The sequence below is a fragment of the Yoonia sp. R2331 genome (assembly GCF_041103235.1).
GTDB lineage: Bacteria > Pseudomonadota > Alphaproteobacteria > Rhodobacterales > Rhodobacteraceae > CANMYO01.
Genome location: NZ_JBGCUN010000001.1, coordinates 1337953 through 1360067 on the forward strand (window position 1 = coordinate 1337953; position 22115 = coordinate 1360067).

Sequence of the window (22115 nt, forward strand, 5' to 3'; positions counted from 1 at the left end):
AGCCATGCTTTGACGGGCTGTTGCGCAAACGAAAACGGTGGGCCATGGCCCGCCGGATTGATCACGATACAAGGACAGTGACGGCTTAGCGGCCCCAGGTGCGGACCTGACCGCAGTCCATATGCACAAAATTTGAGCCCGAGTAGCGGCCAACGCCACCTGCACGGCAAGAGGCCGCGGCGCGGGCCATCTGGCTGACAGAGCGACCCGAAATGCGCAGGTCTGCGGCCTTGCCTTTCATGTGCAGGGAATTTCGGGCCACGCCAGATGACTGGCTACGCAACATCGCGTTGGTCTGCGGTGAGCGGTAGCCTGACAGCAACATGTAGGGTTCGTCTGCATCCATCAGGCGGTGTGCGGCGGCCATGATGTCGATCGTGCGGGTGTCCATCTGGATGGCTTGCCCGGTGCGCCAGTCGCGCATGAATTTGTTCACCTCGTTCACGGCCTCACCGATGTACTGGCCTTCGATCCAGTAAATCGTGTCCAGCCGTTCGCCGGTGCGGCCCGAGAACATACGAATGCGGCGGATGTCGCCGCCGCCGCGCAAGAAGCCAGCTGCATTGGAGAATGTTGGTGCGGCAGTGATTGCGGTGGCTGCGAACGCACCCAAAAGCCCACGCCGAGTGATACCCGTAGAGTTCAGTTTTGCCATCTGTAAAGCGCCTGTCCCGTCGCCCAATTGTCGCGTGTTTGCCTACACGCCGTTGCCATCTCATCCCCAGATGCACCGGCTTTATGCCACGATGGGATTCCGCGGCCAAGCTTTTCTTAGGGAATCTTTGTTAACCAACTCCAAATCGGCGAGAATCTGCGCAAAATTTGATCAGTTCCGACTGTGGCCGATTTGCAAATGCACGGGCGCAACAGGCTGCTGCCGAATGGTGACCCCCCGCATTTGTGATTAGACAAGACGGGGTGCCACGACATGAAGTGGCATCAAAGGTTCGCTGCTGAACCGGTTGCCAGTATGAAATTGAGGATCTGATTTGTTTGTTTCCATAAGACGGTCGTTTTGGGCGGTTTTTTGCGCCATGTTCTGTGTTTCCTTGTTGTCGGTCGCAACGCCTGCCGCAGCGCAGGTGACAGCATTCCGCCAGGCGGTGGCCGAGACAGCCGCCCGCGACGAGGATTTGGCGGCGTTCTACCGGGCGCGCGAATTTGCGGGGATCTGGACGGGTGCTGACGCCACATCGCAGGCGCGCCGCAACGCGCTTCTGGGTGCCTTTGCCGATGCAGAGGCGCACGGCCTGCCTGCCAGCCGTTATGATGTTGACGCGCTGATGGACCAGATGCGGCAAGCGCGGACGCCAGCAGAGCGCGGCGAGATGGAAGTCATCCTGTCACGGTTGTTCCTGCAGTATGCCCGCGACGTTCAGACCGGTATTCTGAAACCCGCACAGGTGGTGTCTGCCATCAAACGCGAGGTGCCGTACCGCGACCGGCTGGAGACCTTGACCAATTTCGCCCGTGCGAATCCCGATGGGTATCTGCGCAGCCTGCCGCCCTCGAGCCCTGAGTACACCCGCCTGATGCGCGAAAAGCTGCGGCTGGAGCGGATGCTGGCCGAAGGTGGTTGGGGGCCGTCGGTATCGGCTGGCAGCCTGAAGCCTGGCGACAGCGGGGCTGCGGTCATTGAGTTGCGCAACCGTTTGATCGCGATGGGTTTTCTGGGGCGCACCGCTTCGCCCGACTATGACCGAGACCTGACCGACGCGGTGCGCCGCTTTCAAGCCGCACATGGGCTGGAAGAGGATGGAACCGCCGGGCAAGGCACGATGCGGCAGGTCAATGTAACGATGGAACGGCGGATGCAGGCGGTGATCGTGGCGATGGAGCGTGAGCGCTGGATCAACCAGCCGCGCGGCGACCGTCATATCTGGGTCAATCTGACCGATTTCACGGCGCATGTGGTTGACTATGACCGGGTCACATTCTCGACCCGCTCTGTCATCGGGGCCAATGATTCCGACCGCCAAAGCCCGGAGTTTTCCGATGTCATGGAGTTTATGGTCATCAACCCCAGTTGGTACGTGCCACGGTCCATCGTGACCAAGGAATATCTACCGCAGTTGCAGCGCAACCCCGGGGCGGTCAGTCATCTGAAAATCACGGATCGCAATGGCCGCGAGGTGAACCGGGGTGCGGTGAACTTTAACCGCTACAACGCGCGAAACTTTCCGTTTTCGATGCGGCAACCGCCCAGCCCGCGCAACGCACTTGGCCTTGTCAAGTTCATGTTCCCGAACCGCTACAACATCTATCTGCACGACACCCCCGCCAAAAGCCTGTTTGGCCGCGAGGTCCGGGCATTTAGCCACGGTTGCATCCGTCTGAACGACCCGTTCGATTTTGCCTATGCGCTGCTGGCCAAGCAGGAAAGCGATCCCAAGGGGTTCTTTCAGCGGCGGTTGAATTCCGGATCGGAAAGCCGGGTCAATCTGGACGTTCCGGTGCCGGTACATCTGGTCTATCGCACGGCATTCACCAATGTGACGGGTGATCTGCAATTCCGCCGCGACATCTATGGCCGGGACGCACAGATCTGGTCGGCGCTGGCGCGCGAAGGGGTGGCGGTGCGGGCCGTTCGCGGCTAAGTCTTTCCCCAAGCGGGGAAAGACATGGGCCTTACAGTCAGGGATATTGCCACAGCACTTGGCGCAGAGGCGCTGGGGAATGCGGAACTGCCGGTGCGCCGGCCAGCAGAGCCTGCCTTGGCGGCAGAGGACGATCTGGCCCTTGCCATGACCCCGAAATGGAGCGAGCCGCTGGGGCTGAGCCGGGCGCGTGCGGCCCTTGTCTGGCCCGGTGCGGACTGGCGCGCGCTGGGGCTTGAGGCCGCAATCGAAGTGCCACGCGCGCGCTTGGCGATGGCGCAGTTGACGCAAGCTTTTGACGCGCCCCGCGCGGTGACCGGCATCCATCCGACGGCTTTGATCGACGACAGCGCCACCATCGGGCGCGATGTCAGCATTGGCCCGTTCAGTGTGATCGGGCCGGGCGCGGAAATTGGCGCAGGTACATGGATTGACGCCCATGTGACCGTGGCCGAGGCGGTCAAGGTGGGCCGCACCTGTCAGATTTTCGCGGGCGTTCGGCTGGGACGCGCTGTGCAGATTGGCGACCGCTGCATCCTGCAACCCAATGTGGTCATTGGGGCTGATGGATTTTCCTTCGTGACAGCGGGGCCATCGAATGAGGAACGCGCGTTTCAGGGGATGGGGCGGGCGCCGCTTGACCCGCCCGACGATGCCGTGCGGCATCGGATCCATTCGCTGGGCAGCGTGGTTGTGGGCGATGATGTGGAGGTGGGTGCCAATAGCACGATTGATGCAGGCACGATCAGTGCCACCACGGTGGGGCGCGGCACCAAGATCGATAACCTTGTGCAGGTCGGCCATAACGTGGTGTTGGGCGAAGATTGTGTGCTGTGTGCGCAGGCTGCGGTGGCCGGGTCTGCCCGCATTGGCGACCGCGTCGTGCTGGGCGGCAAATCCGGCGTAAAAGACAATATCACCGTCGGTGCGGATGTTGTCGTGGGCGGTGCTGCCGTGGTGCTGAGCACCGTCGAGGCGGGGCAGTTCATGATGGGGTATCCCGCGCAACCGATGCCAAGCTACCGCGCGCAATTGAAAGCCACGCGTCAGGCGGTGCTGCGTCAGAAAGGTGTTTCAAAGCCCGGTCAGAATGACTAAATCAGCGTCAGACATCCGGAGGCCGTTATGAACGTCAAAGATCAGGTGATCGCAATTCTTGCCGAGCAAGCCTTGCTGGAGCCATCGGACGTGGCGCTGGACAACGGGTTGGACGACCTGGGCATTGATAGCATGGGGCTTGTGGAGAGCATTTTCGCCATCGAAGAGGCCTTTGACATTTCGGTGCCGTTTAACGCCAACGCGCCGCAAGACAGCAAATTTGATGTCTCATCCGTCGCCGCAATTATCACCGCCGTCGAAGCCCTGATCGCGGAGCAGGGCAAAGGCTGATGCGCTGTGTGGTCTTGACCGGGGCAGGGACGATCAACCCGCTTGGCAGCGATGTGCCTGCAACCTTTGAAGCGATGCGCGAGGGGCGCTGCGGCATCGGACCGCTGGACATCCGCGATGTGGATCGTCTGTCGATCCAGATCGGCGGGCAGGTGCGCGACTATGACGAACAGGCGCATTTCAACCGCCAGCAAATCGCACTTTATGACCGGTTCACGCAGTTCACCTTGCTGGCCGCACGGCAGGCGCTGGATGCGGCGGGCTTGCAGTTTACCGGGCGTTTGGCGGACCGGTCCGGTGTGATCCTTGGCACGTCCGGTGGCGGATTGAACACGCAGGATGAAAACTACCGCGCGGTTTACGAAGAGGGCAAGAACCGGGTGCATCCGTTTATTGTGCCCAAGCTGATGAACAATGCCGCCGCCAGCCATGTGTCGATGGAGTGGAACCTGCGCGGACCGTCTTTCACGGTGGCCACGGCCTGTGCCTCGTCCAACCACGCGATGGGGCAGGCGTTCAACATGATCCGCAGCGGTATGGCTGATGTGATGGTCACAGGTGGGTCGGAATCCATGTTGTGCTTTGGCGGGATCAAGGCCTGGGAAGGGCTGCGGGTGATGAGCCGCGATGCCTGCCGTCCGTTCTGTGCCACACGCAACGGCATGGTGCAGGGCGAAGGCGCCGGGGTCTTTGTGTTTGAGGACCGCGACCATGCGATCAAGCGCGGTGCAGATATCTTGTGCGAGGTGGCGGGGTTTGCGATGTCTTCCGACGCCTCTGATATTGTGATGCCCTCCAAGCAAGGGGCGGCGCGGGCCATCGCAGGTGCGATTGCGGACGCGGGCGTGGCAAAAGATGCGGTGGGCTATATCAACGCGCATGGCACCGGCACGGCGGCCAATGACAAGACCGAATGTGCAGCAGTAGCCGATGTCTTCGGGGCACATGCGGACCGGCTGATGATGTCATCGACCAAATCCATGCATGGGCATTTGATTGGCGGCACGGGTGCTGTGGAATTGCTGGCCTGTATCATGGCGCTGCGCGACGGCGTCATCGCGCCTACGATCAACTATGAAGAGCCGGACCCGGAATGCGCGCTGGATGTGGTGCCCAATGAAGCGCGCGAGGCTGAGGTTGATGTGGTGCTGTCCAACGCCTTTGCCTTTGGCGGGTTAAATGCCGTTCTGGCGTTGCGCCGGGCGTAAGCCGACCCCAGAAACGCAAAAGGCCGCCCGGTTGGGGCGGCCATTGTTTTTTGGTGTTGCGCTTATTCTTCGACGTTCACGACGCCGTCAAAACCAGCTGTGAACCCGGTCAAAGACACATCCAGCAGAACCTCTTGATCGGGGGCTGCGGCCGGGACGAGGCGCAGCTTGGCGGCATTGCCACGTTTGAACTGCGCGATTTCGTCTGCGGTAAAGCCGACGCGGGCGACGCAGCCCGCGGCGTTGCAGAACGTGAACGGATAGCGGCGTGCCTGACCGCCATCAACCGACAGGGTCAATTGCTGTGTCAGCAGGGTTTCAAGTGGGACAACGATGGTCGCACCAGCCGCAGCCTGACCACCGGGGGGCAGGGGAAACATGCTCATCTCTGCGACGGCATTGCCGTCTGCATCCAGCAGCAGTTGATACAGTTGGCAAGGGTCGTTTTGTCCTTCGGGTGCTTTGAGGCAGCGCAGTGCCCAGTCGCCAAATTCTTCCAGAATATAAGGTGCACCCGGCTGCAATCCGGCAAGGGTTTCGGCGTTGACCGGTTCACCAAGGCTGAGGTCCGCGGCGGTGCTGCCTGCGGGTGGTGCCGGTTCTGCGTCAGTCTCTGTCTCGGTGGTGGTTTCCTGCGCAATCGCAGGAAGGGCGGCCAGCAACGACAGGCCAAGCACAAACGGTTTCAAGATGCTTTGCATCACATGCTCCATATTGATTTGGGCACCGGGTTAGCACGGCTTTCAGACCATGTCAGGTCCGAATTCGTCACATCGGCGGGAGCAGGCAAAAACGAGAAAAGGGCCCGCAAGCGGACCCCTTTCCCATTCTCCCTGTCGGACTTGGCCGACTAATTGAGCGCAAGCTAGCCGCCGCCCTGCGCGCCGTCAACAGGGTTTCGATCACAATTTGGGACGCGGCGGGGTGGTGGCCCTGTGGCGAAAAAAAGGCCGCACCAAAGGCGCGGCCAGTCTGACAGGGAGAATGGTGCCCACAACCCCGGGGGACATTTGGGGAAGCAGGCGCGATTACTCTGGCATGGATTGGTTAAGAATGTATTTTAGCCAAAAATGGGGGAGGGGCAGCATGTCCGACAGTATCTTTATCGGTGGCGGTGGCCCAGATTATGCAGAGCCGCAGCAGTTGTTGCTGGACAAGGCCAACCGGCATGGGTTGATCGCGGGCGCCACCGGCACCGGCAAGACGGTCACGCTGCAAATCTTGGCAGAGGGGTTTTCGGCGGCGGGTGTCCCTGTGTTCCTGTCGGACGTCAAAGGGGATTTGTCGGGGCTGGCCGCATCGGGCAGTGAGACCTTCAAGTTGCACGATGCTTTCATGAAGCGCGCGGGCACCATCGGGCTTGATCTGCAATATAGCGCCTTTCCGGTCACCTTTTGGGACTTGTTCGGCCAGCAAGGTCATCCGATCCGCGCCACTGTGGCTGAGATGGGACCGCTGTTATTGAGCCGTCTGCTAGAGCTGACGGATGTGCAAGAGGGCGTGATGAACGTGGCCTTCCGCGTGGCGGATGAAGAGGGGCTGCCGCTGCTTGATCTCAAGGACCTGCAGGCCTTGTTGGTCTGGGTTGGGCAGAACGCCAAAGACCTGTCGCTGCGCTATGGCAATGTTGCGGCCTCTTCGGTCGGGGCCATTCAGCGGCAGTTGCTGGTGATCGAAAACCAAGGCGGCAATGAGCTGTTCGGGGAGCCTGCGCTAGACTTGGCTGACATTATTCGCACGGATACAGACGGGCGCGGTGCGGTGAACATTTTGGCCGCTGACAAGTTGATGGCGAGCCCGAAGCTGTATGCCACGTTCCTGCTGTGGCTGCTGTCAGAGCTGTTTGAGGAACTGCCAGAGGTCGGCAACCCCGATAAGCCCAAGCTGGTCTTCTTTTTCGACGAGGCGCATCTGCTGTTTGACGACGCGCCCAAGGCGCTGGTGGACAAAGTAGAACAAGTGGCACGCCTGATCCGGTCCAAAGGGGTTGGGGTCTATTTCATCACCCAGAACCCGGCGGATGTGCCTGATGATGTGTTGGGTCAGTTGGGCAACCGGGTGCAACATGCGCTGCGTGCCTTCACGGCCAAGGACCGCAAGGACCTCAACAAAGCGGCAGAAACTTATCGTGAGAACCCGGCCTTTGACACAGCAGAGGCCATTCAGGAGGTTGGCACCGGCGAGGCGATAACTTCTATGCTAGATGCCAAAGGGTCGCCGATGATTGTTGAGCGGACATTGATCCGCCCGCCTTCGTCGCAACTGGGGCCATTGGACAGCGCGGCGCGGGCCGCCATGCTGCAAGCCTCTCCGATGGGTTTGAAATATGCCGAAAAGCTGGACCGCGAGAGCGCGTTTGAGATGTTACGCGCGCGGGCCGACAAGGCCGCCGCAGAGGCCGAAAAGGCCGAAGCCGAAGAGGAAGCAGCTGAGCTGGAGTTGCGCGAGTTCAAGAAGGCGCGGCGCTATGATGGGGGCGGCACGGGGCGCAGTACGTCGCGGCGCAAAACGTCGGACGGCGGTTGGGGTGAGGCGATCACCAATGTGGTTGTCAAAGAGCTGAAAGGCACGACCGGCAAACGGATCGTGCGCGGCATTTTGGGCGGGCTGTTCAAGGGGCGTTAGGGCAGGCGTGTGAAACGCCCGTCTTCGAATTCACCCTTGGACCGAACCCAGATGGTGCCGTCTTTATCGTCATAGATCACCACGGCAGAGCGGTCGGATTCCAGCACCGCATCCGCCACACGGCGGTAAAGCCCGCCTTTCTTGTGCCGATGCGTTGCGGTCCAAGGCAGATCATTGCGCGGCCATGTGGCCCCGGCGCGGCCAAGGGCGCGCCGGGTGAGCGTTTTCATCGTTTGCATCATCGTCATGCGGTCAGAACCGATCCTGTCACATCATTGGGTCGGTACGTTGTGCACCCTTTGCAGCCGGAGGCATAGGCCTCTAGGTAGACATTCTTGAAAGTGTCGAAGGGGATGTCGGCGGGGCAGTTCACGGTCTTTGAAATGCCGCTATCGACCCAGCGTTGTGCTGCGGCCTGCATCCGCACATGATCGCGCGGTTCAAGGTCTGCGACGGTGACAAAGGCATCCGTCAATGGCGCGTCGGGGCCGTGCATTTGCCGGTAAAGCCAAACCGCATAGTCCATGACATGCTCGTCCTCCTTTCGGCCATCGGGGCGTGTGATGGTGCGGGTGTATGCATTGGCGAAGACAGGCTCGATCCCCGAAGAGGTATTGCCGGCAAACATTGACGTGGTGCCGGTGGGCGCGATGGTGGTCAGCGTTCCGTTGCGCAATCCATAGGCTGCGACGGCGGCACCGACCTCTGGGTCGAGGGCTTGAATCGTGGGCTGCGCCATATGTGCCTTGGCATTGTAAGACGGGAAAGCACCGCGTTCGCGGGCAAGCTCTGCACTGGCGAGGTAGGCGGCGTTTTGTATCGCCTGCATCCAGCTGCCGACCAGAAACACCGCCTTGGCCGACCCATAGACAGCCCCCAGCATGATGATTGCATCCGCGACGCCGGTGACACCGATGCCGATGCGGCGCTTTGACAGCGCCTCGTGCCGTTGCGCGTCGTTGGCGTAGTGCGAGATATCAAGCGTGTTGTCCAACATGCGCACCGCCGTGCCCACCATACGCCGGAGTGTGATCAGATCAAGCCGCGCCTCTGGCGTGAACGGCGATAGCACCAGTTGCGCCAGATTGATGGCTGCCAGCGGGCAGGTGCCGTTGGGCGGCAGCGGCTGTTCGGCACAGGAATTGGTGGCCGAGATTGTCTCAAGATAGTTCAACGGATTGGCTTCGTTGATCCGGTCGATGAACAGCACGCCGGGTTCGGCGGTGTCATAGGTTTGGCGCATGATCGCATCCCAAAGGTCCATCGCGTTGACCGTGCGCACGATCTGGCCGTCCCACATCAGATCCCATTCGTCGTCTTTGCTGACCGCGTCGATGAAATCATCTGTGATCATGACCGAAACGTTGAAATTACGCAGGCGCGTCCGGTCGGATTTGGCAGTGATAAAGTCCATAATGTCAGGATGATCGCAGCGCATCGTCGCCATCATCGCGCCACGCCCCATGCCAGTAACCAACATTTTGCAAACGGCGTCACAAATATCCATTGCCGCCAGCGGACCCGCTGCCGGACAGTCCAGACCCTTGACCGTCCAGCCGCGCGGACGCAGCGTGGAAAAGTCGAACCCAATGCCCCCGCCCATTTGCATGGTTTTGGCGGCATCCTTGATCGTGTCCATGATGCCATCAACCGAATCAGGAATAGTGCGCATCACAAAAGTATTGGACAGGGTGACGGACCGTTCTGTTCCGCAACCTGACAGGATGCGCCCCGCCGGAATTAACCGAAAGTCTTGCATCGCGTGGTAGAATTCCTGTGCGACCAACTGGCGCGATTTTTCAGGTTCTATTGCGGCTAAACCATTTGCAACACGGTGAAAAGTATCCCCCAAGGCACGGTCAACGTTTCCTGCGGCTGTCGTGTACTTATATTTGTCCTGCCAGATTTGCTCTGCTATAGGTTGTGCAAAGACATAACTATCTGATGCCGCATTTTGTCTTTCGTACATGATTGGCCCACCCAATTTGTTAAGAAATGTTAACGAATTATTAACTAATAACCTTAAGGAATTGTTAACCTTGGGAAAGAAATGGAGTTGAAGGTCAAAGATTCAACGTATTTCGCATCGCATTCGCATAGGTTGTTTCAGAATTGTCCAAATACCGGGCAACTTGAGAAACGAAACCTGGCGGAGGACAAAAAGCGAAAGAGTTGTATTTGTAGAGTTATCGGCAATTCGTTTCAGATTTGCGTTGCATCATTAGGACCGTCTTAAGGGCGACGCTCTATCGAGATCCCCGTCACAACCGAGGGGATCCTTGAATGATGAAACTATTTGCGTGTTTGGGATCGGGTAACTGCATGAAGCCGTGGTTGGCCATGCATCAATTGGACATACCGTTCGAATTGACCCTGATCGATGTGCTGAAAGGGGAACAGAAATCTCCGGACTATCTTGCCATCAATCCTTTGGGGGTCGTGCCCTATTTGCAGACCGAAACCGGGCAGGGCATTGGCGAAAGCAACGCGATGTTGTGGCACCTTGCTGAAGGTCGCGATCTGATGCCGCCCGATGCCGCCAGCCGGGCCGAGGCGCTGCAGTGGATGTTCTTTGAGCAATCCAAACTTGAACCCTACATCTCTCCTGCGCGGTTTTTCACCACCATCTTGCCAAGCGAACGGGCCAATCGGGCGGATGATATCGCGGCATGGCAGGCGGCGGCAGCACCGGGGCTTACACGGCTTGATGCGCATCTTGCGGACCGTCAGTTTATGCTGAAATGGGGGTATTCCATCGCGGACATTGCCATGTTTGGCTACGTCCACGTGATCGAGGAAGCAGGGATAGCCCTGACCGACTATCCAGCAATCGCCACATGGATTGATACAGTCGCCCGCACGCCGGGTTTCCGACCGTTGCACGAACTTGGCCAGACAGACGCGCGAGCGGCATGACAGATAGGATGGGCGCGTGGCGCCTGAATTAGATGACCTGAATGAAAACAGCGACAGTTCAGAACCTGCACGACCAAGCGTTTGATCCGCAACAGGCGGATCATCGGGCGTTTACCGTTGCGCGGCGTCTAAAGGTTGCAGTGTGGGTCTATGACATCGATCATTCGCGGGTCGTCTTGGCAAACCAGGCCGCCTGCGGGCTTTGGCAGGCCAAAGACGAGGAAGAACTGTGCAGTCGAGACATGGCGAAGGGCATGTCTTCGACCGTTGCCAAGCGGCTGAAGCAATATCAGAGCGACTTTGTCGAAAGTGCCGCCACCTTTACCGAGATGTGGACGCTTTACCCCAATGGGTCGCCTGAAAACGTGATGGTGATCTTTTCAGGTTACACGCTGGCGGATGGTCGCATGGCGATGCTGTGCGAAACGGTTGGAGGGTCCGAAGACGAGCCCGAGAATATCCGAAGCGCAGAGGCGCTGCTGCACACCGACGTGATGATCCTGCTGGTGGGACAGGACGGCCCGAGCCTTTATATGAACCCCGCCGCGCGCAATATGCTGCCCGATGGCGGACAGGATTTTCAGAACCTCTTTGTTAATCCCGCAGACTATGCTGATTTGCTGATCGCACTTTCGGCGACAGGCGAACATCGGCTGGTGACAGAGGTGAAGACAGCCAATGGGCAGCGCTGGTTTGATGTCTCGGCCAAATCCTGTTCGGACGCGGCAACCGGCAAACCCGCGATCCTTGTGACAGCCATTGACGTGAGCGAGTTGAAGGTCGCGCGCGACAAGGCCCGCTATCTTGCAGATCGGGACCTTTTGACCGGCTGCTATAACCGGTCTTATCTGCAAAACCATCTGGCCTATCTTGCCGGGCTGCCCGACCCACCCGATTGTGCGATCATCTTTTTTGATGTGGACCGATTCAAGCAGATCAACGACCGCCACGGGCACGAGGCGGGCGATACGGTGTTGCGCAACATCGCGCAGCGCGCCCGCGAAATTCTGCGCGGGCGCGACATGATCACCCGGCTTGGGGGTGATGAATTTGTGGTGCTGCTGGAAGATGTCGAAGACGACGAGATGGTCACCAAGCGGATCACGAGATTGCAGGCCGCGATCGCAAGGCCGATCTTTCATGACGCGACACGGATCAGCACCACGGTCAGCATGGGGGTCGCCCGATTCACGCCTGGGCAAATCGATTTCACCGATGTGATGCGGCGTGCGGACATCGCACTTTACGGGGCGAAACAGGCAGGCCGGGACCGCGCCACCCATTTCAATGACGAAATGGGCCGTGCTGCGCACGAGCGAGATCTGATTGAAGAAGAATTGAAGGCAGCCTTGCAGAACCGGCAGTTCATTCTGCATTACCAGCCACGGGTTGATTTGCGGCGTGGCAATGTTGTCTCGGTTGAGGGGCTGGCGCGCTGGCAGCACCCGACCCGCGGCCTGGTCATGCCCGATAAGTTCATACCGATCTGCGAAGAAACGGGCATGATCGAGGATCTTGGCCGGCAGGTGCTGGAAATCGGTGTGGCTCAGGCGATTGTCTGGCACCGCGCCGGGCACAAGTTTGAGGTGTCGCTGAACGTCTCACCCCGGCAATTTAATGACAAACGCCTGATGCGCACGCTTTACGATCTGTCCCGTGCGCCCGATTTCCCACGCGGCAAGATCGAGTTGGAGATCACCGAAAACGTGCTGTTCGGTGACCATCACAGCATCGCCAAGAAGCTTAAGAAGATCACCGAGATGGGTTATCGCATCGCGATTGATGACTTTGGCACGGGCTATTCGAACCTGTCCTACATCTCGCGCTTTCCACTGAAATGCCTGAAGATCGACCGGTCCTTTGTTGACAGATTGCCGGAATCAGGACCGATCATCAGCCTGATCCTGACACTGGCCCGCCAGATCGGGGCCACGGCTGTGGCAGAAGGTGTGGAAACCGAAGAGCAATACGCCTGGCTTGCCGCGCAAAACTGCAAGCAGGCGCAGGGATATCTTTTGTCGCGGCCGGTCCCGCCAGAGGCCTTCCTGAAGGTCGTTGAGGATCTGGATGGGCGCGCCACTCCGCCGTGAGGAACGCGCTAAAGCTGCTTGATCTTCAGCAGGGAAAGCCGGTTCTCGTCCTTTTCGACCACTTCAAAACGAAAGCCGTGGAACGAAAAGACCTGACCTTCGAGCGGGATCATCTGTGCAGCATGAATGACCAGCCCGGCGACGGTGTTCGCCTCTTCATCGGGGAGATGCCAATCATGCGCGCGGTTCAGGTCGCGGATCGTCATGCTGCCGTCAACAAGATAGGCGCCGTCGGCGGTCGTTGACACCTGGGTGTCTTCGTCGATGTCGAATTCGTCTGCGATTTCGCCCACAATTTCTTCGAGGATGTCTTCGAGCGTGATCAGACCTTGCAGGGTGCCATATTCATCAACCACCAGCGCAAAGTGCGTTTTGCGGCGCAGAAACTGCCGCATCTGATCATCAAGGGTTGTGGTTTCGGGCACAAAATAGGGTTCCATCGCCACATCGAGGATGTTGAAGGCATCAAGCTCTGCCGCCGTCATCACACCATCGGTCATCATCCGCTGTGTCGCGCGCAGCAGTTCTTTGGCATGCAGAATGCCAACGATGTTCTCCGGATCGCCCTGAAACAGAGGCAAACGGGTGTGATTGCTTTCCAGACAGAGCCGCAGAATCTCGGCGGTGGGCAAGGCCGCATCAATCATTTCGATGCCCGAGCGGTGCAGCATAATCTCTTCCACCGCGCGCTCGTTTAGGTCAAGTGCGCCAAGGATACGGTCACGATCTTCCTTTTCGACGATGCCTTCGGAGTGGCCAAGCTGCAAAGCGCCTGCAATCTCTTCCCGGACGGCCAGAATGTTACCATCTGGGTCCGTGCGCACTCCAAAAAGCGCCAGCACGCCGCGTACCAGCAGGCGCACCACGCGCACGATCGGGGCAAAAAGGAACACCACCACGCCGATCGGACGCGCCACGCGGGACGCCACGGTTTCGGGGTTGGTGATGGCATAGGTTTTGGGCAGCACCTCTGCAAAGATCAGCACCAGCAGAGTCATGATCAAGGTGGCAGCGGCGACACCGTTTTGACCAAAGACTTTGGTCAGAAGCGCCGTGGCCAGCGAAGTGGCCAGAATATTGACGACGTTGTTGCCCAGCAGGACCGACCCGATCAGGCGTTCGCTGTCTTCGGTGATGTCGAGCGCACGTTGCGACCCTTTGTGCCCCTTGTCGGCATTCGCCCGCAGTTTCCCGCGCGAGGCAGCGGTCAGTGCCGTTTCAGAGCCCGAGAAGAAGCCCGAGAGGACAAGCAAAACGGCGATGGCGCCAGCGGTAACCCAAAAGGCGGCATCAAAAAGGGAGGGTTCCATCGTGGTCCTATTGTTACAACTGCAAGGGTTATGGGGTTTCCATGGGCTTGCTTCAAGTGTTGCGCGCGGCTTTTGACAGCGGGTGATGCTCTATCACCAGTGCGGTCAGGCGTTCGTCCAGCACGTGGGTGTAAATTTCCGTGGTCGCGACATCGGCATGGCCCAACATGGTCTGGATTGCGCGCAGGTCAGCGCCGTGGGCCAGAAGATGGGTGGCAAAAGCATGGCGCAGTGTATGTGGCGTGACCTTGTCAGGGGCTACACCTGCGCGCAGGGCGATGCCCTTGATCAGGGTAAAGAACCGCTGCCGGGTCAGGTGACCGGCCTTTCCGCGCGATGCAAAAAGGTATGGCGAAGGGCGTTTGCCCGCCTGCCGCGCGGCATCTTCTTCGGCGTCGCGGACCGCCAGATAGGCCGCCATGGCCGCACGGGCAGGCGGCGACAGTGGCACCATGCGTTCTTTGCCGCCTTTGCCGCGGATCAACAGCATGGCAGGGTCGCCGCGCACCGAAGACAGGGGCAGGGTGACCAACTCGGTCACGCGCATGCCCGTGGCGTAGAGCAGTTCCATCAGGCAGGTGTCGCGCAGTGCCCATTTGCCCGGCGCGCGGGCGGCTTGCAAAAGGGCTGCGACCTCTTGTTCAGACAGCACTTTGGGCAGGGCTTTGGATTTGCCGGGCCCCTTGATCTGGATCGCGGGATTAGCGTCGCGCCAGCCTTCTTCAAACGCGAAGCGAAAAAGCTGTTTGATCGCGGACAGACGTCGGGCGCGGGTGGCGGCAGAAAGGCCTTCGGCCTCAGACGCGATCAGAAAGCTTTCGACGTCATCCTGGGTCAGGGTCGCAAAGTGCAGGCCTTTGGGGGACAGCCAGTCCGCAAAGATCGTCAAGTCACGAGCGTAGGCCAGTTGCGTGTTGGTGGCGGCATCTAGTTCGGCCGCCTGCGCTTCGAGGAAGGTCTGAATCCAATGAGGCATCGGGCGGTCGGCGACGGTCATGTCGGACGATCGAGGATCAAGAGTTGCAGCGCCGCGCGGCGAGCCACATCTTCAAGCCCGACAGAGCGCAAGAAGGCCAGCGCATCGGTCATAGCGCCTGTGTCCCCGGCGACGCCTGCGTTGAAGATGGCGTTGGCGCGCAGCAGCGCCTCGCCCAGTTGGCCGTTCTGGGCCAGACGCGCCAGCCGTTCGGGCACCATCGCATCGCCAAACCCGGCCTGCACCGCGCGCGCGATTGCAGAGCGGGCCGGAGCGTCTTGCGGTTGGCCCTGTGCTACTGCACGCAGGAAGGGATCACCCACGGCGGTATCCGCATCCCGCGCGATGGTTTCATAATCAGGCGAGAGCAGGCCGACGGTCAGGGCGAGGTCTGCCGCCGCGCCGGTCAGGGGCAGTCGGTTGAGATCACTTGCGTAAAGCTGGGCAAAGGGGACCTCGGCCTTGATGCTACGCATGGCTTCCCACGCAGCGGGTAAGGCTATGGCCACGGCGCCGGGGTCGCCCGCGCGGATGGCCACATCGAATTGTTGCATGGCATCAACGCGGTCCCAGATGCCACCTGAGGCGGACGGGGTACGCGAGGTGTAGAGCGCTTGCAGCGTGTTGGCGGGCAGCGCGCCCGCGCGGGCGAGCCGTTCCGCCGCCTCAAGCTGGGCCTTCCAGCCGGTTGTGCTGCGCAAATCGGCGTGCGCGAAGGCCAGCGGCAGGTTGGGCGTTGTGAGCGCCTGACCGATCGCCTCGCGCATGCGGAAGACCAGCGGGCTGACACGTGTGGGTGGGCCGAGTTCGGCTTCGTCCTCGTACAGATCGGGGTCAAGGAACCGCGACAGCAGGGCCTCTTCTTCGTCGGAAATATCGCCAAGGACACGGTTGGTGTTCAAGGTCAGTGCGGCTGCGGGCCAGTCGCCGGATCGCGCAAGGCAGAAGATGCGCGCCGACGGGGTAGGCGCGATGGCTGGGCGGTCCTGCATGACTTTGCAGGCCGCGTCCTCTGTCCCGGTCAGAAGGGCCACGTCAAACCAGCGGCGAAACATCTGCGGTGATTTGGCGTCAGCCTCTTCCAGCAGGGCCTGGGCCTGTTGCAAAGCGCCCAGATCCAGCAGCTTGTCCACACGAGCCAGAAACAACGCGCCTTGCGGTCCGGCACCCAAGGGGGGATCAGCCTCTGCCAGCATCAGCACAGTCAGAAAGTCCTGCATAGCGGGCAGGCCGGGCATCGCTTCGGCGCGGACCAGCGTGACGAGCGTTTCTTCGGCGGAACCTGACCAGAGATTGCGGGGCAGGCCGGTTGTGGCGCTGGTCAGCAGGCCTACCGGATCGGGCGAGGGGCTGTCGAGCAGAGTGACAGTGACGTTTGGCGAGGCTGCCGTGTCAGCCACGGGAGGTTCGTCGATCATGCGGGGTTGCGTGCCGGCAGGCGCTGCCGCCTCGACCGATTGGGAAAGCCAGTCAATCGCGGACAGGGGCGATCCGTCCTGCGCGGCAAGCGGGGCCGCCAGAATACAAAGTGCTGCAACAGGGCCACGCAGGGCCATCGTCAGTCCGTTTCCAATACCACTGGCACGCGGTTCTCCACACTCGGGGCCGCAAAATCCGCAGGGAAAAAGATTGGCCCTACGTAAGCATAGGCCACCAGCGCCAGCGCCGCCAGTAGCCCCAGAAAGAAGATCGCCTTGATCAGACGCCACATCATGATTGCCCCAAAATCTGCCTGCCATTCGGACTTATGCCGTTTGTCATGGGTTATATATGGCCTTTTGCGCAAGATCACGCCATTGAAGGGCAGAAAATGAAACTAAGCGGTGTGCGGCCTAATTTCTGGGCGCGTCGCGGGGGTTCACGTTGGATGAAATGCGGTGAGGGGACCAAGGCATTGCGGCTGAAGCGCACGATTGTGCTGGTTGGGATGATGGGATCGGGCAAATCCGCGATTGGCCGCGCCCTGTCTGCGCGCCTACAGGTGCCGTTTCAGGACAGTGATGCGGCCATCGAGGAGGCCGCGCAGGACACCATCGCCGACATCTTTGCCCGCGATGGCGAGGCGTTTTTCAGGCGTCGCGAGAGCGAAGTCATCAAACGGCTGCTGGATGGGCCGCCGGCGGTGCTGTCCACCGGCGGCGGGGCGTTTCTGGCCGCGCGCAATCGGGACATTATTGCAGAGGCGGGGGCGGCGGTCTGGCTGGATGCGCCGTTGCGTTTGCTGTGGGAACGGGTGCGGCACAAAGACACGCGGCCATTGCTGCGCACCGCTGATCCGCTCGCCACGCTGACCGCGCTATTCGAAGAGCGGACGCCGATTTATGCGCTGGCGACCCTGCGACTGAGCGTGAGACCCAACAATTCCATTGATGAGACAACGCAGTCGCTGATCCAGCTGCTGTTGGAACATCCTGACCTGCTAGAGGCCGCAACATGATCGAGACCGTGACAGTAGACTTGCCCGGACGGGTCTATGACATTCGCATTGGGGCCGGTGTTCTGGACGAAGCGGGTCCGCGCATTGCGGGCATGGGCGGGCGCAAACATGTGGCGATCATCACGGATGCCACCGTTGCCGGGCTGCATATCGCGGCACTTCAAACCAGTTTGAGCAGTGCCGGATTGACGAGTGACGCCTTGCTGCTACCCCCCGGAGAGGCCACCAAAAGCTGGGCGCAGCTGGAACGCTGCGTGGAATGGCTGCTGCAACAAAAGGTCGAGCGGGGCGACACCATCGTGGCGATGGGTGGTGGCGTGATTGGCGATCTGGTGGGGTTTGCCGCCGCCATCCTGCGCCGCGGTGTGCGGTTTGTGCAGGTGCCAACCACGCTGCTGGCGCAGGTCGACAGCTCTGTCGGTGGTAAGACAGCGATCAACTCTCCCAATGGCAAGAACCTGATTGGTGCGTTTCATCAGCCTGCACTGGTGCTGTGTGACACGGCCCTGCTGGACAGCCTGCCAGCGCGTGATTTTCTGGCGGGCTATGGCGAAGTGGTGAAATACGGGCTGCTGGGCGATGCGGCATTTTTTGACTGGCTGGAGGTCAACGCGCCGCGCATGTCCACCGATATGGACGCGCGCATTCACGCGGTGACCCGGTCCTGCCAGATGAAGGCCGAGATTGTCGCGCGCGATGAGACCGAACAGGGCGACCGCGCCTTGTTGAATCTTGGCCATACCTTCTGCCACGCATTGGAGGCGGCGACGGGCTATTCTGATCGGCTGTTGCACGGCGAAGGTGTGGCAATAGGCTGTGCACTCGCCTTTGAAACTTCGGCCCGATTGGGGTTGTGCAGTCAGGAGGACCCCAGCCGGGTGCGGGCGCATCTGGCGGCGATGGGGATGAAAAAGGATCTGGCTGATATTCCGGGCGATCTGCCTGACGCTGCGGTCTTGCTGGACCTGATGGGTCAGGACAAGAAGGTCGTCGAGGGCACTTTGCGGTTCATCATGGCGCGCGGGATTGGTGAGGCGTTTGTGACATCAGTTGTGCCGAAGGACGTGGTGATTTCCGTGCTGGATGATGCGCTGTCCCAACGGCATTCATAGCACATTGGGTGACTGGCCAAGCAAAAAAGCCCCGGTTATCCGACCGGGGCTTTTGTTTCGCATAGGCGTCTAGAACGGAATTTCGTCGTCCAGATCGCGACCGCCACCGCCGCCGCCGGAGGATGATCCGCCGCCGCCACCGCCGTAGTTGCCACCACCGCTGTCATAGCCGCCGCCACCGCCGCCGGAATAGCCGCCGCTATCACCGCCGTAGCCGCCGCCACCACCGCCGCCATCACGGCCATCCAGCATCGTCAGCTCGGACCGGTAGGGACGCAGCACGACTTCGGTTGAATAGCGGTCCTGGCCATTCTGGTCCTGCCATTTGCGGGTTTCCAGCTGGCCCTCGATATACACCTTGGAGCCTTTCTTGAGATATTGCTCGGCCACGCGGGCGAGCGGTTCGCTGAAAATCGCGACGGAATGCCATTCGGTGCGTTCCTTGCGTTCGCCGGTGTTGCGGTCTTTCCAGTTCTCGGAGGTGGCGATCCGCAAGTTGCAGACCTTGCCGCCGTTCTGGAAAGTCCGCACCTCGGGGTCGCGGCCCAGGTTGCCGATAAGAATGACTTTGTTCACTGATCCGGCCATGCGCCGACCCCCTTCGATTCTTTGATTTTGGCTAACTTACGTTTGCCGCGTCATAGTTAACAGAGGTCTAACGACACGCAGGACTGGTTTCTGTGGAAAAAACGATTAGATTGCGCCGTGTGGGTCGGGATAGGACGAGTTGATGCAGAAATTGGGTGGTATCGCGCTGAGTGTAGTGTTGGTCTTTGCCGGGATTGCAGAGGCGCAAGAGCGGACCTCGACCCGATCACGCACAGCGCTTTTTGCCAGCCAGCTTTCAGTGCTCGATAACCGTGCAGCCCAGCAGTACAGTAGTTCGGTTCGTTTGCAGCCGCCGCGTGTGGTGGTGCCCGGTGCGCCGGGGTCGAGCCCGGCCTATAGCGGGCGTTATAACGGGCCGTATCTGAGCATGGCGCGGGCGGCCGCGCGGCAGCATGGTGTGCCCGAGGATTTGTTCCTGCGGCTGGTGCAGCAGGAAAGCGGCTGGAACCCCAATGCGCGGTCGCACAAGGGTGCGCTGGGACTGGCACAACTGATGCCACAGACGGCGCGGGCGTTGGGGGTTGATCCCTATGATGTGAGCCAGAACCTTGAAGGTGGTGCGCGCTATCTGGCGACGCAGTATCGCAAATTCGGCAATTGGCCGCACGCATTGGCCGCCTATAACGCAGGCCCCGGTGCGGTGGAGCGTTACAACGGCATCCCGCCGTACAAAGAAACCCAGAATTACGTGCGGATCATCTGGGGCAGCTGACGGCGTCCCCGGACGGGAACGCCGCGCAGTTGCCGGTTATTCCGCCGCGACCTTGATCACAGGTTCCATTTCGGCCAGTTGCGCATCGGTCAGGTGACACTTGATCTGGTGACCATCTGCCAGCGCACGGGTTACGGGCACCTCTTTTTCGCACAAGCCGCCATCGACCTTGTCTTTCCAACGGCAGCGCGTCTGGAACGGGCAACCGGTGGGCGGGTTCATGGCCGAGGGGATGTCGCCTTCGAGCACGATGTGCTTTTTCTCGATCGAGGTGTCGGCGATGGGAACGGCGGACAAGAGCGCCTCTGTATAGGGGTGATAGGGCGGGGCAAAGACCTGATCGGTGCTGCCCAGCTCGACCACGTGGCCCAGATACATGACCATGACACGGTCCGACAGGTAGCGGACAATGGACAGATCGTGGCTGATGAAAAGCAGCGTGGTTTTGTGTTCGCGCTGAATTTCCATCAAGAGGTCCGTCACCGCCGCCTGCACCGACACATCAAGCGCCGAGACGGGTTCATCGGCCACAACGATCCGGGCGTCACCGGCAAAAGCCCGTGCAATACCAACGCGTTGCTTCTGTCCGCCCGAAAGTTGACGCGGCATTCGGTCGGCGAAGGCGCGGGGCAGTTTGACCAGATCAAGCAGTTCCAGCATCCGCTGGCGGCGTTCGGCGTCGTTGTTGCCAACCTTGAAGATTTCTAGTGCGCGCATGATCTGGCGGCCCACGGTCATCGAAGGGTTGAGCGTGTCAAAGGGGTTTTGGAACACCATCTGGACATCGGCCACCGTTTTGGTGTCGCGGTTTTCGATGGGGGTGTTGCCGATGGGCTTGTTGTCGAGCAGGATTTCCCCGTCGGTGGCGGTTTCCAATCCCATCAACACCTTGGCAAAGGTGGATTTGCCACAGCCGGATTCCCCAACGATGGCAAGGGTTTCGCTTTCGCGGGCCTCGAATGACAGGGTTTCGTTGGCTTTCACCACCTTTTTGTCGCCGCCGCCAAAGAGGGCGTTTGCCGCGACTTCATAATACTTCTTGAGGTTGTCCATCTTCAAGACGACCCGACCCGGTTCAGGCTTTTCTTTCTGTTCGCCGAGTTCTGGCGGCGCGTTCCAGTCGATTTCCTGGAACTTCAGGCAGCGGGTTTCATGGCGTTCATTGCCTGCCACTGGCGACATCGGAATAGGCTTGTTTTCGTTGCAGCGACCCTCTTCGAAATAGTCGCAGCGCGGGCCAAAATTGCAGCCTTCGGGCCGTTCGTGGGGCAGGGGAAAGTTGCCGGGAATAGCGATCAACGGGCGGGCATTCTTGTCCGCACCCGGCAGCGGGATGGAGCGGAACAGCGCCTGTGTATAGGGGTGCTGCATCTCGTCAAAGACGTCTTCGATAGAGCCGCGTTCGACGGCCTCACCTGAATACATGACGCAAATTCTGTCACAGGTTTCAAGGACTAAGCCCAAGTTATGGCTGATAAAAAGCATGGAGGTGCCGTACTTTTTGCCCAGATCCTTGACCAGTTCGACCACCGCCGCCTCGACCGTCACGTCAAGTGCTGTGGTGGGTTCGTCGAGGATCAGCAAGGACGGCTTTGACATCAGCGCCATCGCGATCACGATGCGCTGCTGTTGGCCGCCTGACAGCTGATGCGGGAAGGATTTTAGGATACGGGCGGGGTCAGGCAGTTTCACATCTGTGACCACTTCGAGCGCGCGTTTCATCGCCTCAGCCTCTGAGACGCCTTCGTGGATCATCGGCACCTCAGCGAGCTGTTTGCCGATCCGCATGGCGGGGTTGAGCGATGCCATAGGCTCTTGATAAATCATGGCAATTTGGCTGCCACGGATGTCACGCAGACGCTCTGGCGTCATGGTGTTCATCTCTTCGCCCTTGAACTTGATCGAGCCGCCAACGATGCGACCATTGACGCCAAGGTCTTGCATGACGCCGAGGGCCACGGTGGATTTGCCGCACCCGGATTCGCCCACAACGCCGAGCGCTTCGCCCGGCATGATCTTGGCCGAAAAATCCATCACGGCAGGGATTTCACGCAATCTGGTGAAGAAGGAAATCGACAGTTTGTCGATCTCGAGGATGGGTCCGTCATAATTTTCTGTGGTCATTGCGGGGCCT

At 60.1% G+C, this 22115-nt stretch carries 20 protein-coding genes; 10 read left to right on the top strand and 10 right to left on the bottom strand.

Translation table 11 applies throughout. The features are described from left to right. Window positions 1-85: 85 nt before the first annotated feature. Entirely contained in the window at window positions 86-655 is a 570-nt protein-coding gene (locus AB3Y40_RS06945; RefSeq protein WP_369438067.1) for a YcbK family protein, read from the bottom strand. Window positions 656-1034: 379 nt separating this feature from the next. Here AB3Y40_RS06945 and AB3Y40_RS06950 point away from each other — a divergent pair, with 379 nt between their 5' ends. From AB3Y40_RS06950 to AB3Y40_RS06965, 4 genes are read left to right on the top strand one after another with little or no spacing between them, the layout of a single operon-like run. Further along, window positions 1035-2597, top strand: a complete 1563-nt coding sequence (locus AB3Y40_RS06950) for a L,D-transpeptidase family protein (protein WP_369438068.1) — start codon at window positions 1035-1037, stop codon at window positions 2595-2597. 24 nt (window positions 2598-2621) lie between these two features. Then, the gene (lpxD, locus tag AB3Y40_RS06955; protein ID WP_369438069.1) at window positions 2622-3695 is read left to right on the top strand and encodes a UDP-3-O-(3-hydroxymyristoyl)glucosamine N-acyltransferase; all 1074 of its coding nucleotides are present in this window, start codon (window positions 2622-2624) and stop codon (window positions 3693-3695) included. A 27-nt stretch (window positions 3696-3722) separates the two neighbouring features. Then, window positions 3723-3986 carry an acyl carrier protein gene (locus AB3Y40_RS06960; RefSeq protein ID WP_369438070.1) on the top strand — a complete coding sequence of 88 codons (264 nt, stop codon included), beginning with the start codon at window positions 3723-3725 and terminating at the stop codon, window positions 3984-3986. Next, window positions 3986-5194 carry a beta-ketoacyl-[acyl-carrier-protein] synthase family protein gene (locus tag AB3Y40_RS06965; RefSeq protein WP_369438071.1) on the top strand — a complete coding sequence of 403 codons (1209 nt, stop codon included), beginning with the start codon at window positions 3986-3988 and terminating at the stop codon, window positions 5192-5194. The genes AB3Y40_RS06960 and AB3Y40_RS06965 overlap by 1 nt, the downstream gene beginning before the upstream one ends. A gap of 62 nt (window positions 5195-5256) precedes the next feature. Here AB3Y40_RS06965 and AB3Y40_RS06970 read toward each other — a convergent pair whose 3' ends face one another. Next, window positions 5257-5895, bottom strand: coding sequence for an invasion associated locus B family protein (locus AB3Y40_RS06970; RefSeq protein ID WP_369438072.1), 639 nt, complete (start codon window positions 5893-5895; stop codon window positions 5257-5259). Window positions 5896-6280: 385 nt separating this feature from the next. Between AB3Y40_RS06970 and AB3Y40_RS06975 the strand changes: the two genes are divergently transcribed. Further along, the gene (locus AB3Y40_RS06975) at window positions 6281-7819 is read left to right on the top strand and encodes a helicase HerA-like domain-containing protein (protein WP_369438073.1); all 1539 of its coding nucleotides are present in this window, start codon (window positions 6281-6283) and stop codon (window positions 7817-7819) included. Here AB3Y40_RS06975 and AB3Y40_RS06980 read toward each other — a convergent pair. Both AB3Y40_RS06980 and AB3Y40_RS06985 read right to left on the bottom strand, forming a co-directional pair. Further along, the gene (locus tag AB3Y40_RS06980; protein ID WP_369438074.1) at window positions 7816-8049 is read right to left on the bottom strand and encodes a hypothetical protein; all 234 of its coding nucleotides are present in this window, start codon (window positions 8047-8049) and stop codon (window positions 7816-7818) included. The genes AB3Y40_RS06975 and AB3Y40_RS06980 overlap by 4 nt on opposite strands. A gap of 14 nt (window positions 8050-8063) precedes the next feature. Beyond that, window positions 8064-9788, bottom strand: coding sequence for an adenosylcobalamin-dependent ribonucleoside-diphosphate reductase (locus tag AB3Y40_RS06985; RefSeq protein ID WP_369438075.1), 1725 nt, complete (start codon window positions 9786-9788; stop codon window positions 8064-8066). A gap of 314 nt (window positions 9789-10102) precedes the next feature. Here AB3Y40_RS06985 and AB3Y40_RS06990 point away from each other — a divergent pair, with 314 nt between their 5' ends. Continuing rightward, entirely contained in the window at window positions 10103-10735 is a 633-nt protein-coding gene (locus AB3Y40_RS06990) for a glutathione S-transferase family protein (RefSeq protein WP_369438076.1), read from the top strand. A gap of 41 nt (window positions 10736-10776) precedes the next feature. Further along, a complete protein-coding gene (locus tag AB3Y40_RS06995; protein WP_369438077.1) occupies window positions 10777-12825 on the top strand; it encodes a putative bifunctional diguanylate cyclase/phosphodiesterase in 2049 nt (682 codons plus the stop codon). Between the two features lie 8 nt (window positions 12826-12833). On the opposite strand, the gene AB3Y40_RS07000 is transcribed toward AB3Y40_RS06995, so the two are convergent. The 4 genes from AB3Y40_RS07000 to AB3Y40_RS07015 are packed head-to-tail and all read right to left on the bottom strand — an operon-like array spanning window position 12834 to window position 16825. Further along, window positions 12834-14135: an HlyC/CorC family transporter gene (locus tag AB3Y40_RS07000; RefSeq protein WP_369438078.1), complete on the bottom strand. Its 1302-nt coding sequence runs from the start codon at window positions 14133-14135 to the stop codon at window positions 12834-12836. A 52-nt stretch (window positions 14136-14187) separates the two neighbouring features. Beyond that, the gene (locus AB3Y40_RS07005; protein WP_369438079.1) at window positions 14188-15132 is read right to left on the bottom strand and encodes a site-specific tyrosine recombinase XerD; all 945 of its coding nucleotides are present in this window, start codon (window positions 15130-15132) and stop codon (window positions 14188-14190) included. Then, window positions 15129-16667: a hypothetical protein gene (locus AB3Y40_RS07010; RefSeq protein ID WP_369438080.1), complete on the bottom strand. Its 1539-nt coding sequence runs from the start codon at window positions 16665-16667 to the stop codon at window positions 15129-15131. The genes AB3Y40_RS07005 and AB3Y40_RS07010 overlap by 4 nt, the downstream gene beginning before the upstream one ends. A 2-nt stretch (window positions 16668-16669) precedes the next feature. Further along, window positions 16670-16825: a hypothetical protein gene (locus tag AB3Y40_RS07015; protein ID WP_369439662.1), complete on the bottom strand. Its 156-nt coding sequence runs from the start codon at window positions 16823-16825 to the stop codon at window positions 16670-16672. Window positions 16826-16978: 153 nt separating this feature from the next. On the opposite strand from AB3Y40_RS07015, the gene AB3Y40_RS07020 reads away from it, so the two are divergent. Then, a complete protein-coding gene (locus tag AB3Y40_RS07020) occupies window positions 16979-17548 on the top strand; it encodes a shikimate kinase (RefSeq protein ID WP_369439618.1) in 570 nt (189 codons plus the stop codon). Next, a complete protein-coding gene (aroB, locus tag AB3Y40_RS07025; RefSeq protein ID WP_369438081.1) occupies window positions 17545-18660 on the top strand; it encodes a 3-dehydroquinate synthase in 1116 nt (371 codons plus the stop codon). The genes AB3Y40_RS07020 and aroB overlap by 4 nt, the downstream gene beginning before the upstream one ends. A gap of 69 nt (window positions 18661-18729) precedes the next feature. On the opposite strand, the gene ssb is transcribed toward aroB, so the two are convergent. After that, window positions 18730-19248: a single-stranded DNA-binding protein gene (ssb, locus tag AB3Y40_RS07030; protein WP_369438082.1), complete on the bottom strand. Its 519-nt coding sequence runs from the start codon at window positions 19246-19248 to the stop codon at window positions 18730-18732. 142 nt (window positions 19249-19390) lie between these two features. Here ssb and AB3Y40_RS07035 point away from each other — a divergent pair, with 142 nt between their 5' ends. Then, a complete protein-coding gene (locus AB3Y40_RS07035) occupies window positions 19391-19981 on the top strand; it encodes a lytic transglycosylase domain-containing protein (RefSeq protein WP_369438083.1) in 591 nt (196 codons plus the stop codon). Between the two features lie 36 nt (window positions 19982-20017). Here the strand turns inward: AB3Y40_RS07035 and AB3Y40_RS07040 are convergent, their stop codons facing one another. Beyond that, the gene (locus tag AB3Y40_RS07040) at window positions 20018-22105 is read right to left on the bottom strand and encodes a dipeptide ABC transporter ATP-binding protein (protein ID WP_369438084.1); all 2088 of its coding nucleotides are present in this window, start codon (window positions 22103-22105) and stop codon (window positions 20018-20020) included. Window positions 22106-22115 lie beyond the last annotated feature (10 nt).

Bases quoted from the DNA above. Each gene is read 5' to 3' on its own strand.
- AB3Y40_RS06945 (WP_369438067.1), bottom strand. From the start codon at position 655: ATGGCAAAACTGAACTCTACGGGTATCACTCGGCGTGGGCTTTTGGGT.
- AB3Y40_RS06950 (WP_369438068.1), top strand. From the start codon at position 1,035: ATGTTCTGTGTTTCCTTGTTGTCGGTCGCAACGCCTGCCGCAGCGCAG.
- lpxD (WP_369438069.1), top strand. From the start codon at position 2,622: ATGGGCCTTACAGTCAGGGATATTGCCACAGCACTTGGCGCAGAGGCG.
- AB3Y40_RS06960 (WP_369438070.1), top strand. From the start codon at position 3,723: ATGAACGTCAAAGATCAGGTGATCGCAATTCTTGCCGAGCAAGCCTTG.
- AB3Y40_RS06965 (WP_369438071.1), top strand. From the start codon at position 3,986: ATGCGCTGTGTGGTCTTGACCGGGGCAGGGACGATCAACCCGCTTGGC.
- AB3Y40_RS06970 (WP_369438072.1), bottom strand. From the start codon at position 5,895: ATGCAAAGCATCTTGAAACCGTTTGTGCTTGGCCTGTCGTTGCTGGCC.
- AB3Y40_RS06975 (WP_369438073.1), top strand. From the start codon at position 6,281: ATGTCCGACAGTATCTTTATCGGTGGCGGTGGCCCAGATTATGCAGAG.
- AB3Y40_RS06980 (WP_369438074.1), bottom strand. From the start codon at position 8,049: ATGAAAACGCTCACCCGGCGCGCCCTTGGCCGCGCCGGGGCCACATGG.
- AB3Y40_RS06985 (WP_369438075.1), bottom strand. From the start codon at position 9,788: ATGTACGAAAGACAAAATGCGGCATCAGATAGTTATGTCTTTGCACAA.
- AB3Y40_RS06990 (WP_369438076.1), top strand. From the start codon at position 10,103: ATGATGAAACTATTTGCGTGTTTGGGATCGGGTAACTGCATGAAGCCG.
- AB3Y40_RS06995 (WP_369438077.1), top strand. From the start codon at position 10,777: ATGAAAACAGCGACAGTTCAGAACCTGCACGACCAAGCGTTTGATCCG.
- AB3Y40_RS07000 (WP_369438078.1), bottom strand. From the start codon at position 14,135: ATGGAACCCTCCCTTTTTGATGCCGCCTTTTGGGTTACCGCTGGCGCC.
- AB3Y40_RS07005 (WP_369438079.1), bottom strand. From the start codon at position 15,132: ATGACCGTCGCCGACCGCCCGATGCCTCATTGGATTCAGACCTTCCTC.
- AB3Y40_RS07010 (WP_369438080.1), bottom strand. From the start codon at position 16,667: ATGGCCCTGCGTGGCCCTGTTGCAGCACTTTGTATTCTGGCGGCCCCG.
- AB3Y40_RS07015 (WP_369439662.1), bottom strand. From the start codon at position 16,825: ATGATGTGGCGTCTGATCAAGGCGATCTTCTTTCTGGGGCTACTGGCG.
- AB3Y40_RS07020 (WP_369439618.1), top strand. From the start codon at position 16,979: ATGAAATGCGGTGAGGGGACCAAGGCATTGCGGCTGAAGCGCACGATT.
- aroB (WP_369438081.1), top strand. From the start codon at position 17,545: ATGATCGAGACCGTGACAGTAGACTTGCCCGGACGGGTCTATGACATT.
- ssb (WP_369438082.1), bottom strand. From the start codon at position 19,248: ATGGCCGGATCAGTGAACAAAGTCATTCTTATCGGCAACCTGGGCCGC.
- AB3Y40_RS07035 (WP_369438083.1), top strand. From the start codon at position 19,391: ATGCAGAAATTGGGTGGTATCGCGCTGAGTGTAGTGTTGGTCTTTGCC.
- AB3Y40_RS07040 (WP_369438084.1), bottom strand. From the start codon at position 22,105: ATGACCACAGAAAATTATGACGGACCCATCCTCGAGATCGACAAACTG.